We start from the raw sequence: 12,812 nt of genomic DNA, 5'->3' as shown, positions 1-12,812 counted from the left end.
GCTATCGGCCATATAACCTGAAAGAATTATGCGCGGCTTTTTTATTGCTATAATATCGTCAAGATTCGCTTACAGGAGAACTCGCATGAAAAAACAGCTACTCACCGGACTGACCGCTTTGGCCCTGGCCGTTAACGTGGCCAACGCCCAGGAAGCCCGCAGCATCAAAATGGGCACCGTGGCCGGCCCGGAAACCGAGGTGATGGAAGTCGCCGCACGCATCGCAAAGGATGAGTACAACCTGGACGTCGAGATCATCGAGTTCACGGACTACGTGACGCCTAACGCCGCCCTTGCCGACGGCAGCCTCGACGCCAACGCGTATCAGCACGCGCCCTATCTCGAAACGATGAACAACGATCGCGGCTACGACCTAACGGTTGCCGGCTACACCTTCGTTTACCCGATCGGCGCCTACTCGGAAAAATTCGACAGCATCGACGATCTTCCGGACGGCGCGCAGATCGCCCTGCCCAACGACCCGACCAACGAAGGCCGTTCGCTGATTCTGATGCACAACGAAGGGTTGATCACACTCAACGACCCGGAGAATCTCGAAGCCACGCCGATCGACATCGCCGAAAACCCACGCAACTTCCGCTTTCGCGAAATCGAAGCCGCGCAGCTGCCGCGCGTACTGCCGGACGTGGACATGGCGTTCATCAACAACACCTTCGCCCAGCCGGCCGGCCTGAGCCTGGAGGATGCGCTGGTGCGAGAAGGCGCAGAGTCCCCTTACGTCAACCTGATTGCGGTGCGTAGCGGCGACGAAGAGCGCGAAGAGATTCGTCAAATGGTCGACGCCTACCAGCGCGACGAAGTCATCGAAAAAGCCGAAGAGCTCTTCCAGGGCGGCGCCGTGCCGGGCTGGATCGAGTAACTCCAAGGCAAACTACCCAACGCCTCGTTTGGCGTGCTTTGAATGCACAAGGGCCGGCCGCAAGGCCGGCCTGCTCGTTTATAAGGAAAATGACATGGCTTACGTAGACTACGCCCTACTGAACCGCCAGCTCGACGCCCTGCTGGACACCTCAGACTGGCTGACCAACAGCGCCCAAACCAGCGCGTTCATCATGCAGTCGCTGGGTTCGCTCAACTGGGTCGGCTTTTACCTTCAACGCGAGCCCCAGGTGCTGCATCTGGGGCCGTTCCAGGGCAACCCCGCCTGCAACCCGATTCCCTTTAGCAAAGGCGTTTGCGGGGCCGCAGCGCGCACCCAAACCACCCAACGGGTAGACGACGTACACGCCGTTGCCGATCACATTGCCTGTGACGCGGCCTCCCAGTCGGAGCTGGTCGTGCCCATCGTGGTCGACGGCGCGACATGGGGCGTTCTGGACATCGACAGCCCCGAGCTCAACCGCTTTAGCCAGGAAGACCAGGCGGGCATCGAGGCGCTGGTAGCGACCTTTATTCGCAAGACCACGCTTGCGGCTCAAACCTCGGCGGTTTAAGCCTTGATCACCTAAGCGACCCAACGCAAAACGCCCCGACCTTTCGGCCGGGGCGTTTTTAAATTTGGTAGGACCAGGCGGATTTGAACCGCCGACCTCTACGATGTCAACGTAGCGCTCTAACCAACTGAGCTATGGTCCTTCAAGCAGGCACTTTAACGCAAAATGGTAGGACCAGGCGGATTTGAACCGCCGACCTCCACGATGTCAACGTGGCGCTCTAACCAACTGAGCTATGGTCCTTCAGTGCGGGGCGTATTCTACTTCTTCACAGCGTAATTGCAACCAGTTTTTTACCTCGTGACATTTTCATAGGGTGTTGAAAAGAAAGTTCTCTTTTACATCGACACGTCTTTCGCAACAAAGCTAAGCTTACCCCAAAGAGTTTCTTATCCTGAGTTAAGGGGGTTGATTTGCTGGAGTTCTTGTTTGCTGGCACGGCGGTGGCGCTCGTTCTTGCCACTTTAATGCCTCATATACCGCTTCGCTGGTGGTTCATTCGCAGCTTCGAATTCCCTCGCGTCCAGATCGCCCTGCTGGCCCTTTTGAACGCCCTGGCGGTCTACTTTTTTCTCGACACAGGGCCCTGGCGGTCGCTGTCGGGTATCTTTTCGTTTAGCGCGCTGGTCGTTCAGGTGGGCTACATTCTGCCCTGGACGAAAATCTGGCCCGTGGAGGTCAACGCCGCCGGCGGCCCGCCGGAGGAGCAAACCGTTACGCTGTTGGTCGCGAACGTGCTGACGAGCAATCACAATACGCGCAAGCTCTTTCAAATGATCGAGGCGCACCAGCCGGATATCGTACTCACCCTGGAATCCGACCAGTGGTGGCAGGTACAGCTCGACACCGCACTGGACGAGCAGTGGCCCTATAGCGTCAAGATCCCGCTGGATAACCTGTACGGCATGCACCTCTACTCGCGGCTGGAACTGACCGATACAGAGGTCAAAAGGCTGATTCAGGAGGACATCCCGTCGATCCACACCTATGTGACGCTAAAAAATGGCGCAAGAATCCGCTTTTACGCGGTACACCCGCGCCCACCCGCCCCCAGCGAAAGCGATAAATCGCTCTGGCGGGACGCCGAGCTTTTATGGGTCGGTGAACGCATTCATGAAAAACCCGAACCGACCCTGGTGGCGGGGGATCTCAACGACGTCGCCTGGTCGCATACCACTCGCCGGTTTTGCCGCGTAGGTGGCATGCTCGACCCGCGCCGGGGCCGCGGCATGTTCAGCACCTTCCACGCAAGCTACCCCTTTTTACGCTGGCCGCTGGATCATATCTTCGTGACCGAGCATTTTACGTTGGTCGGCATGCGCCGCCTTGATGCCTTTGGCTCGGATCACTTCCCCATTCTGGCGACGTTTTGCTACTGCCCTTCGCAAAAAGACGAGCAAGAAACGCCACAGGCAAGCGAAAAGGAGCGTGAAGAAGCCGACGAGACCATCGTCGAGGGCAAGACGGAAAAGCAGGAGCGCTGATCCGTCTTGCGATGGGTTACTCCGGTACGCCGCCTTGGGTCAGCACGGTGGGGTCGAGCAGGCGCTCCAGGGTGGCGCGGTCCAGGTCGGTCTCCTCTTCGGCCACGTCAATGATCGGCCGACCGGCCTGATAGGCCTTCTTGGCCACCTGAGCGGCAGCGTTATAGCCAATCGTGCTGTTCAGCGCCGTCACGAGTATGGGATTACGCGCCAGCGGCTCCTTGAGGTGATCTTCGCGCACCTTGAAGGTTGCGATGGCCCGCTTGCCGAGCAGCTCGGCCGTATTGCTCATCAGCGTGATCGCGTTTAACAGGTTCGAGGCCACCAGCGGCAACATGACGTTGAGCTGGAAGTTGCCGCTTTGGCCGGCCACGGTAATCGCGGTGTCCAGGCCAATGACCTGAGCGGCGGCCTGAGCGGCGGACTCGGGGATCACCGGATTCACCTTGCCCGGCATGATCGAGCTGCCCGGCTGCAGCGCCTCGAGCTCGATCTCGCCAAGCCCGGCCAGCGGCCCTGAGTTCATCCAGCGCAGGTCGTTGGCGATCTTCATCACCACGCACGCAAACCCTTTGAGCTGGCCGGAAAGCTCCACGGCGGCGTCCTGGCCCGAGAGACTGGCAAAGAAGCTGTCGTTGGGCGAAAACGCGAGCCCGGTTTGGCGACTCAGGTCGCTGGCCACTTTTTCGGCAAAACCTTGCGGGGCGTTGATACCGGTACCGACCGCGGTGCCCCCCTGGGCGAGTCTCTGCAGGCGCTCCATGGCGCTGTCGAAACGTTCGATCGCCTGCCCTACCTGGCTTGACCAGGCGCCCAGCTCCTGGTCCATGCGCAGCGGCATGGCATCCATCAGGTGGGTACGCCCGGTTTTGACCACGTCTTTTAGCTCACCGGCGCGCTGGTCGATGGTCTCGCGAAGCGCCACCAACGCCGGGCGCAGCGACTCTTTCACGGCAATGGCGGCGGCCACGTGAATGGCGCTGGGGATCACGTCGTTGCTCGACTGCCCCATGTTCACGTGGTCATTGGGCGTTACCTCGACCCCTTCTCTCGATGCAAGAGTGGCCAGCACTTCGTTGACGTTCATATTGGTCGAGGTGCCCGAGCCGGTCTGATAGACATCGATCGGGAACTGGTCGTCGTGCTCACCATCGATGACCGCCTGCGCGGCTTTTTCGATCGCCTGGGCGCGTGCTTTATCCAACAGGCCAAGTTCGAGGTTACTGCGCGCGGCGGCGAGCTTGATACGTGCGACCGCGTGCACGAATGCCGTGGGCATGGGCGTATGCGATACCGGAAAGTTATTGATCGCCCGCTGGGTCTGGGCGCCGTAAAGGGCGCCCGCCGGCACCTCGAGTTCGCCCATGCTATCGCGCTCGATACGTGTTTCCATACAACGTCTCCTTTGTGTTCAACCCATGTGCGCGCGTTTCGCGCGGCTACCCTTCACCCTAGTCACTGTAGCGGCTCGCGACAATATAAAGCCCTGCTTGTCCGCACAAAACGCTCCGCCAACGCCGGGGGCGCAATATGTCAGCGCATACCGATAGAACGCGACAAAGACGACCCGGACCAGGTCGCCTCCATTCGGCGTGACGTTTGCAAAAGCGTTAGAAACTTACAGAAGAGAACGCGCCAAGGCACGCCGCGCCGCCCGCGGAGCAAAACGGCTCAAAGCCGTTTTCGACAAAGCCGGGGGCTACCAGCCCAGCGCCGATTTGACGAAGGGGATGGTCAGCTTGCGTTTGGCAGAAAGCGATGCCTGATCAAGCGTATCCAGCGCCGCGCAGAGCTCGCCAAGCTCGCGAGGGCCGCGATGCAGGATATAGCGGGCCACGTCGTCGGGGAGCTCGAGCCCCCGCGCCTTGGCGCGCAGTTTCAACGCCTCGAGGCGGTCGGCATCGTCGAGCGGCGGCAAATGGTATGTCACGCCGAAGCTAAGCCGGGAGGCCAGATCCGAAAGGGCCACGTTGAGCTGGCGCGGCGGGGCGCTCGCGGCAATGATCAACCCCTTGTTCGCGTCGCGCAGTCGGTTGAACGCGTGAAACAGCGCCTCCTCCCAGCGCTTTCGGCCAACCACACACTCCAGGTCGTCGATGGCCACCAAATCCAGACGCTCGATATCCTCGAGCATCAGCGGTGGAAAGTGCCCCAAATCCTCCAGCGGTAGATAAAGCGCGCGCTTGTCGTTATCCGAGGCCGCGTGGCAGGCGGCCTGTAGCAGATGGCTACGCCCGCTGCCCGGCGCCCCCCAAAGGTAGAGAAACGGCTCGGCGTCCGGTTCCAGCTGGCGGGTGAGCGACGTTAATAGCGAGGCATTGGCACTCGAGGCAAAGTAGTTGCTAAACGTGGCGTCATCGCGCAGCCCGACGCCTAACGGCAGCTGAGCCGGTACTCTGCTCATGGATTCTCCCTATCCCTTTTATGGTCGAGCTGGTGAAGCGGCCTTCTGGCAAGCGGGCCATCAACGTCACTGTAAAGCTCGCTTTTCTTGTAGCGCTCGATCACCTCGCGCAAAAGCACCATGATGACCGCCGCGGCTGGAAGCGCCAATAGTACGCCAGTCAGCCCAAAAAGACTGCCCCCGGCCAGTACGGCGAAAATCACCGCCACCGGATGCAGGCCTATTTTATCGCCCAGAAGCTTGGGCTGTAAGACGATGCTTTCGGCCACCTGGCCCACGCTGAACACCCCCAAAACGCCCACCAGGCCCCACCAGGTATCGAATTGGAAAAACGCGACCACCAGCGCCACGCCCATCCCCACGATGAACCCAAGAAAAGGCACGATGCTGACAAGCCCCGATACCACGCCGATCAGAAGGCCAAAGTTGAGCCCCATCAGCGTCAGCCCCACGGCGTACATGATCCCCAGACAGAGCATGACCAAAAGCTGGCCGCGTAAAAAAGCGGACAAAACCTCGTCGCAGCGTTTCGCCAGGCGCGTCGCATCGCTTAACCAGTGACGCGGTACCAAGTCGGCGATATTGGCGATCAACCGGTCCCAATCGAGCAGCAAGTAGAAGGTTACGACCGGAATCAGCGCCACGTAGGTCACCCAGGTGATGAAGGCGGCACCGGAGCGGCCGATCTGACCCAGCGCCTGGGCCAGGTAGCCGCCGGCGTCGCGCCAGTTGTCGGCAAGAGTTGCCTGCACGTTGCCAAGCTCGGCGCGCACGTCGTAGCCGGTCCATTCCAGCACCTGCGGGGCTAGCCGGCTCTCTACCCAGCTAAAGATACCCGGCAACGCCTCACCGAGCTGTTTGAGCTGAGAGACGATCAGCGGTATCAAAATCAAAAGCGCCACGGCGAAGATCAACAGGAGCACTACGAATACGCTGGCCACGGCTAGCGGGCGCTTCATCCCCCAGCGCTGAAGCCGATTGGCGAGAGGGTCGACCAGGTACGCCAGAATCATCCCGGCGATGAACGGCATCAAAACGGAGTCCAGCAGGTAGACCAGGCCCACCAGCAGTATCAAACAAAGAGCGCCCCACCAGGAGTTGCGCATGGAATTTTTTCCTCCGAAGTCGTTGCCGCGTGCCCACAAAGGCCATGTTGACTTAATAAGGTAACGTGTCTTGGCCTATAACTCGACACGGCAATGCGGCCTGCGGTACCAAATGATACAATCCGCCCGTTTATTTGCCAGCACCGGCTCCGCGCCATCCTATCCTGTACCGCTATAGGCTCTAAAGGACCTGTCATGACCAAGACGACCCCTTCTCAGGCTTCCCCTTCACTTAGCTATAAAGATGCCGGGGTCGATATCGATGCCGGTAACGCCTTGGTTGAACGTATCAAGCACGTAGCCAAGCGCACGACACGCCCGGAAGTGATGGGCGGGCTGGGTGGTTTCGGCGCGCTTGCCGAGCTTCCGGCGGGCTATCACCAGCCGGTGCTGGTCACCGGTACCGATGGGGTAGGCACCAAGCTCAGGCTGGCAATGGAGCTTGGTAAGCACGACACCATCGGTATCGACCTGGTGGCCATGTGCGTCAACGACCTGGTCGTGGCCGGGGCCGAACCGTTTCTGTTTCTCGACTACTACGCCACCGGCAAGCTCGATGTCGATATCGCCGCCGACGTGGTGACCGGGATCGGCACTGGCTGCGAGCAGGCGGGCTGCGCGCTGGTCGGCGGAGAAACCGCGGAAATGCCCGGCATGTACGAAGGCAGCGACTACGACCTGGCCGGCTTTTGCGTAGGCGTGGCCGAAAAGGCCGACATCCTCGACGGTAGCAAGGTCGGCGAAGGCGACGTGCTGCTGGGCCTGGCCTCCTCCGGTCCGCACTCCAATGGCTACTCGCTGATTCGTAAAATCCTCGAGGTCAGCGGCGCCTCGTTGGATGAAACCATCGACGGCGCACCGCTTGGCGATGCGCTGATGGCGCCCACGCGCATCTACGTGAAGCCGCTTCTGTCTCTGCTGCGCGATACCGGCCTTGCTGTTCACGCGCTTTCGCACATCACCGGCGGCGGCCTGTCCGAGAACATTCCCCGCGTCCTGCCCGATGACCTGGCCGCGCGGGTCGATGTCAGCACCTGGCAGCGCCCGGCCGTTTTCAACTGGCTGCAGGCCAAGGGCAACGTCAGCGAAGCCGAAATGCACCGGGTGCTGAACTGCGGTATCGGCATGGTAGTGGTCGTGCCCAGCGCCCAGGCCGACGAAGCGCAGGCCTATCTGCAGAAACAGGGTGAGACCGTTTACCGTATTGGCGATATCGTCAAGCGCGACGCCGAAGCGGTGTTGCTGGAAAACCTGGCCTCGGGAGAAACCACGCAGTGAGCAGTGACGAATACGCAAGTGATACGTTAAACGACATGACGCCGGAACCGGTGGATCAGCGCCGTATCGTGGTGCTGATTTCGGGTAGCGGCAGCAACCTGGCCGCACTCATCGAAGCGCAAAGCCATGATCGCCTGGGTGGCGAGATCGCCGCGGTGATCTCCAACGAGCCCGGCGCTTACGGGCTCAAGCGGGCCCACGAAGCGGGGATCGAAGCGGTCGCGCTGCCCCACCGCGAGTACGAAAGTCGCGACGCCTACGACGGCGCGCTGATCAAGGTGATCGAGCGCCACGAGCCTGACCTGATCGTGCTGGCGGGCTTTATGCGCATCCTGACCCCGCGCTTCGTACAGCGCTACCTGGGCAGGATGCTCAACATTCATCCGTCGCTGCTGCCCGCCTACCAGGGGCTCAACACCCACTCCCGGGCGCTGGCCGACGGCGTCACCCAGCACGGCTGCAGCGTGCACTTCGTCACCGAGGAGCTCGACGGCGGCCCGGTCGTGCTGCAGGCCGAGTGCCGGGTCGAGCAAGGCGACAGCGAAGAGAGCCTGAAAGAGAAAGTGCACGCCCGGGAGCACTTGATCTACCCCATCGCGGTACAGTGGTTCCTGCAAGGCCGGCTTCAGTTCAAGGACGACAAGGTCGCCATGGACGGACACACCTTGCCGGCGCACGGCATGCGTCTTTCCCACGACGACGCGGCAGAAGAGCTGGACGAGGACGTTTAGCGCTAATACCTGCCCACGAAAAAGCGCGCCCCCAGGGCGCGCTTTTTTTGATCCAACCGCTCAAGTCCGCGGGAGCGTAACCCCGCGCTGGCCCATGTACTTGCCGCCGCGGTCCTTGTAAGAGGTTTCGCACTCCTCATCGGCGCCGAGAAAGAGCATTTGCGCCACGCCTTCGTGGGCGTAGATCTTGGCGGGAAGGTTGGTGGTGTTGGAAAACTCCAGCGTCACGTGGCCTTCCCACTCCGGCTCGAGCGGCGTCACGTTGACGATGATACCGCAGCGTGCGTAGGTGGATTTGCCCAGACAAATCGTCAGCACGTTACGCGGAATACGAAAGTACTCCACGGTGCGCGCAAGCGCGAAGGAGTTCGGTGGGATGATGCAGACATCGCCCTTCACATCGACGAAGCTTTTATCATCGAACGCCTTGGGGTCGACGATCGCCGAATGGATATTGGTGAACACCTTGAACTCGTTCGAGCAGCGCACGTCGTAGCCGTAGCTCGACGTGCCGTAAGAGATGACCTTTTGATCGTTGACATGACGCACCTGGCCGGGCTCGAACGGCTCGATCATGGCGTTGTTTTGCGCCATGCGGCGAATCCACTTATCAGACTGAATACTCATTCTTGCTTATCACTCACTAAAGGAAATCGTGGGACCGTCTTGACGCGTTCCCATGACGGTGCCTGCCACCTGGCGGGCAATATCGGCAAAGGCCTGGCTTTCGGAGCTTTCGGGGTCGGCGACAACGCTTGGCGCGCCGGAATCAGCGTGCTCGCGAATGGAAAGCGTCAGCGGCAAACGGCCGAGCAGCTCGGTGTTGTACTCGCTGGCAATACGCTCGCCGCCGCCGGTACCGAACACCGCCGCCTCGTGGCCGCATTTTTCACACGTGTAAAGGCTCATGTTTTCGACCACGCCCACCACCGGCACGTTGACCTTACGAAACATCTCGATGCCCTTACGCGCGTCGAGCAGCGCGATATCCTGGGGGGTCGTCACGATGACCGCACCGGATACCGGCACTTTTTGGGCAAGCGTCAGCTGGATGTCACCCGTGCCCGGTGGCATGTCGATCAGCAGAAAATCGAGCTCGCCCCACTGGGTTTGGTTGAGCATCTGCTGGAAAGCGCCCACGACCATCGGGCCACGCCACGCCATGGCATCGCGGCTATTGACCAAAAAGGCCATCGACATCGCCTTGAGACCATGGGCCTCCAAGGGTTTGAAAGCGTTTTCGCCCGCGGGCTCGGGGCGCGTACCCTCTTTGACGCCGAGCATTTGGGCCTGGCTCGGGCCGTAGATATCCGCGTCGAGAACGCCCACGCGGTAGCCCTGGGCGGAAAGCGCCAGCGCCAAGTTGACGGTGACGGTCGATTTGCCCACGCCGCCCTTACCGGATGCTACCGCGACGATATGCTTGATGCCTTCCATTGGACGCTCCTTCATATAGCGTTTCGATGACTAAATCATACGCGCTGGGGCCGCGTTCATAAACTCGAAACACGAAAAAGCGGATACGGCCGCTAGCCGTACCCGCTTTATAGCGCTAAGACCTGACGGGACGAACCCGCTGTTACGAGCCCGTCATCGATCAGTTGTTTTGCTGACTAGCGCTCTGCTCGTCGTCTTGCTGCTCGGCGGCCTCCTCGCTTTCTTCACCGCCTTGCTGGCCGGAGGCGCCCTGCTGGCCCTGCTCGTCTTGGCCCTGCTCGCTCTGGTTCTGCTGGTTCTGGCTTTGGCTATTCGGGTTCTGCTGGCCGTCTTCGTTTGGCGCCAGATTGGGCACGTCGTCTTCCGCCGCGTCGTCTACTTCACCCAAACGCGAATCCAGCGCGGAAAGCTCGTTGCGCCACTCGCTTAACTGGCTTTCCAAGCGCTGTAGCTGCTCTTCGCGGGTTTCGACGTCTTCTTCGACACTGGCAAGCTCTTCGCGCCCCATATCGAGGGCAACCATGAGATCGTCCATTTCCGAGCGTACCTGGGTCAGGCTTTGCTCTTCCTGCTCACGCTGTTCGCTGAGCGAATCGATTTCCGACTGCAGTTCGTCGCGCTCACTAGAAGCGCTTTCGCGTTCGCTTTCAAGCTGCTCGAGGGCTTGCTGGCCGCTTTCGACCTCCTCTTCCAGGCTTGCTATACGCTCGTTGGCCTCGCTGACCTGAGACTCCAGGGCTTCCAGCTCTTGCTGGGCCTCGTTCTGCTCGTCGAGGGCTTGTTGGCGCTGTTCTTCGGCTTCCTGGCGGGCGCTTTCGGCTTCCTGACGGGCCTCTTCGGCACTTTCCCGCGCCTGCTCAATCTGATCCAGCGTCGACTGGGCTTCATCGCGCTCGTTTACAGCGGCGTCGCGTTCCTCACGCAGCGACTGCATATTGCTCTCGGCGTTTTCGAGCTCTTCTTCAAGGCTATCGACCTCTTCCTGAAGCGTATCTCGCTGGCTTTGCAGCTCCTCGAGGCGGGACTGGGTTTCGCTTACCTGCTGCTCGGCTTCCTCGAGCTCGGCCTGAGCCTCGGTTTGGCGCTGCTGAAGTGCCTGCGCTTCTTCACGCATGGCGTTCAGGTCGGTTTCAGCCTGCTCGATCTCGTCGACCCGCTGGCTCAGTCGGCGGTTTTGCTGCTCGGTGGCGGCAAGCTCACTTTCGAGCGTGTCGATACGGTCGCGGTGGGTACCGGCATTGGACTGCGCCATGATCGCCCACACCACCGCGATGGCGGCGATACCGGCAATGGCCCGAACGCGATTGTCCTTGAAGAGTGCCCCGGTGCTGAGCTTGCGCGCGGGTTCCTGTTCATGGTCCTGGTGGTCCAGCTGGTTATCGTCTGCCATGTAATACGTCCCTGAATAATTTGTTTATATTCAAAAAAGTAGTTAACTTGCCCGCCTCGCGCCAGTAATTCCCGCCAATCGCCCTTCAACGATCGACCGACCCCACCAGGGGTACGCCTGGCTCTGCAAACCGTTTATGACCAAGGTGAGTAGCGCTAACACGTTAAAACCTCACTCTTTTCGCGATTACCGCGCCGCCGGTGTGGCAGTTCACCGAGCACGATGGCATCATGAAGCGCTGCTGTTTTTTGTCATCGCTAAAGAGGTAGTCACTTAAATGTTCGAGCATATTGAGCGGGTCCCGGGAGATGCCATTCTTGGACTGATCGAGGCTTTCAAAAAAGACACCAACCCACAGAAAGTGGACTTGGGCGTGGGCGTTTACCGCGATGCCAAAGGCACGACGCCGGTCATGCGCGCCGTCAAGGAAGCAGAGGCTCGTCTGCTCAATAACGAAACCACCAAGACCTACATCGGCTCTCATGGCGCTCCGGCCTACGCCCAGGCCGTACTGCCGATCGTGCTCGGTGAAGGCTCGAACGTGCTGAGCGATAATCGGGCAAGCGTCACCCAGTCTCCCGGCGGCACCGGCGCACTGCGCCTGGCGGCAGACTTCATCGCCAGCCAAATGCCGGGCAAGGGCATCTGGGTAAGCGATCCGACCTGGCCGAACCACCACGGCATTTTCACCTCGGCGGGTATTGAGCTTCACAAATACCCCTACGTCGACCCGGACAACCGGTTGGACTTCGAGGGTATGATCGGGGCGCTGAACAAGATCCCGGAGGGCGACGTCGTGGTGCTGCACGCTTGCTGTCACAACCCGACCGGCTTCGATCTATCCCAGGCGCAGTGGCAGGAAGTCCTCGAGGTACTCAAGGAGCGCAACTTGCTGCCGCTGGTCGACTTCGCCTACCAGGGTTTTGGTGAAGGCCTCGAAGAAGATGCCTACGGGGTTCGCCTGCTGGCGGAAAACCTCGACGAAGTCATGATCACCAGCTCCTGCTCGAAGAACTTCGGCATCTACTGCGAGCGTACCGGCGCGCTGATCATGGTGGCGAAAAACGCCGAGCAAATGGAGAACGTGCGCTCGCAGATCGCTATCGTCGCCCGCGAGAACTACTCCAACCCGCCGGCCCACGGCGGCGCCATCGTCAGCGAGATCCTGCTCGATTCCGAACTCAAGGCGATGTGGCACGAGGAGTTAACCGAAATGCGCGATCGTATCAATACGCTACGCCGCGATTTCGTCGAGGCACTCAAGCCCTACGGGCTTTCCGATAAATACGCTTGCGTTGCCGAGCAGCGCGGCATGTTCTCCTATACGGGTCTGACGCCGGAGCAGGTAGACCGCCTGCGCGACGAGTTTGGCATCTACATGGTGCGCTCGGGCCGGGCCAACGTGGCCGGGTTCTCCCAGCAAAACCTGCCCTATCTCGCCAAGGCGATCGCCGCCGTTAACGAGTAAACCGGCATCCCTCAAGCGCCCAGACATTTTGTCTGGGCGCTTTTGTTTCAGTCAGTATAA

General features: G+C 60.4%; 12 protein-coding genes and 2 tRNA genes. 6 read left to right on the top strand and 8 right to left on the bottom strand.

Translation table 11 applies throughout. From position 1 onward, the window contains the following. The first annotated feature begins 85 nt into the window (after positions 1–85). Both ACWHVV_RS08010 and ACWHVV_RS08005 read left to right on the top strand, forming a co-directional pair. Positions 86–880, top strand: a complete 795-nt coding sequence (locus ACWHVV_RS08010; RefSeq protein WP_447928862.1) for a MetQ/NlpA family ABC transporter substrate-binding protein — start codon at positions 86–88, stop codon at positions 878–880. Between the two features lie 94 nt (positions 881–974). Next, on the top strand, positions 975–1,454 hold the full coding sequence (locus tag ACWHVV_RS08005) for a GAF domain-containing protein (RefSeq protein ID WP_447928861.1): 480 nt from the start codon (positions 975–977) through the stop codon (positions 1,452–1,454). 65 nt (positions 1,455–1,519) lie between these two features. On the opposite strand, the gene ACWHVV_RS08000 is transcribed toward ACWHVV_RS08005, so the two are convergent. Beyond that, a tRNA-Val gene (locus tag ACWHVV_RS08000) sits at positions 1,520–1,596 on the bottom strand. Between the two features lie 24 nt (positions 1,597–1,620). Further along, positions 1,621–1,697 (bottom strand) — tRNA-Val (locus ACWHVV_RS07995). Positions 1,698–1,867: 170 nt separating this feature from the next. On the opposite strand from ACWHVV_RS07995, the gene ACWHVV_RS07990 reads away from it, so the two are divergent. Continuing rightward, positions 1,868–2,938 carry an endonuclease/exonuclease/phosphatase family protein gene (locus tag ACWHVV_RS07990; protein WP_447928860.1) on the top strand — a complete coding sequence of 357 codons (1,071 nt, stop codon included), beginning with the start codon at positions 1,868–1,870 and terminating at the stop codon, positions 2,936–2,938. 16 nt (positions 2,939–2,954) lie between these two features. On the opposite strand, the gene ACWHVV_RS07985 is transcribed toward ACWHVV_RS07990, so the two are convergent. The 3 genes from ACWHVV_RS07985 to ACWHVV_RS07975 all read right to left on the bottom strand — a co-directional run bounded on the left by ACWHVV_RS07985 (position 2,955) and on the right by ACWHVV_RS07975 (position 6,448). Beyond that, the gene (locus tag ACWHVV_RS07985) at positions 2,955–4,331 is read right to left on the bottom strand and encodes a class II fumarate hydratase (protein WP_447928859.1); all 1,377 of its coding nucleotides are present in this window, start codon (positions 4,329–4,331) and stop codon (positions 2,955–2,957) included. Positions 4,332–4,637: 306 nt separating this feature from the next. Beyond that, complete coding sequence (gene hda / locus ACWHVV_RS07980; RefSeq protein ID WP_447928858.1) at positions 4,638–5,342, bottom strand: DnaA regulatory inactivator Hda; 705 nt, start codon at positions 5,340–5,342, stop codon at positions 4,638–4,640. Next, positions 5,339–6,448, bottom strand: coding sequence for an AI-2E family transporter (locus ACWHVV_RS07975; protein WP_447928857.1), 1,110 nt, complete (start codon positions 6,446–6,448; stop codon positions 5,339–5,341). Before ACWHVV_RS07975 ends, hda begins: the two co-directional genes overlap by 4 nt. Positions 6,449–6,643: 195 nt before the next feature. On the opposite strand from ACWHVV_RS07975, the gene purM reads away from it, so the two are divergent. Both purM and purN read left to right on the top strand, forming a co-directional pair. After that, positions 6,644–7,726, top strand: coding sequence for a phosphoribosylformylglycinamidine cyclo-ligase (gene purM / locus ACWHVV_RS07970; protein ID WP_447928856.1), 1,083 nt, complete (start codon positions 6,644–6,646; stop codon positions 7,724–7,726). Between the two features lie 35 nt (positions 7,727–7,761). Continuing rightward, positions 7,762–8,457, top strand: coding sequence for a phosphoribosylglycinamide formyltransferase (purN, locus tag ACWHVV_RS07965; protein ID WP_447929128.1), 696 nt, complete (start codon positions 7,762–7,764; stop codon positions 8,455–8,457). A 60-nt stretch (positions 8,458–8,517) separates the two neighbouring features. Here the strand turns inward: purN and dcd are convergent, their stop codons facing one another. From dcd to ACWHVV_RS07950, 3 genes are all read right to left on the bottom strand, one after another. Continuing rightward, positions 8,518–9,084 (bottom strand): dCTP deaminase, encoded by a 567-nt coding sequence (gene dcd, locus ACWHVV_RS07960; protein WP_447528568.1) that lies wholly within the window; start codon positions 9,082–9,084, stop codon positions 8,518–8,520. 9 nt (positions 9,085–9,093) lie between these two features. Continuing rightward, positions 9,094–9,909, bottom strand: a complete 816-nt coding sequence (apbC, locus tag ACWHVV_RS07955; RefSeq protein ID WP_447928855.1) for an iron-sulfur cluster carrier protein ApbC — start codon at positions 9,907–9,909, stop codon at positions 9,094–9,096. Positions 9,910–10,054: 145 nt separating this feature from the next. Next, positions 10,055–11,284 carry a kinesin gene (locus ACWHVV_RS07950; protein WP_447928854.1) on the bottom strand — a complete coding sequence of 410 codons (1,230 nt, stop codon included), beginning with the start codon at positions 11,282–11,284 and terminating at the stop codon, positions 10,055–10,057. Between the two features lie 277 nt (positions 11,285–11,561). On the opposite strand from ACWHVV_RS07950, the gene ACWHVV_RS07945 reads away from it, so the two are divergent. Next, positions 11,562–12,752, top strand: coding sequence for an amino acid aminotransferase (locus ACWHVV_RS07945; protein WP_447928853.1), 1,191 nt, complete (start codon positions 11,562–11,564; stop codon positions 12,750–12,752). The last annotated feature ends 60 nt before the right edge of the window (positions 12,753–12,812 follow it).

This window comes from Vreelandella sp. EE27, from assembly GCF_968206495.1.
The sequence above is the reverse complement of the archived record's forward strand: the minus strand, read 5'-3'. Positions and strand labels throughout refer to the sequence as shown.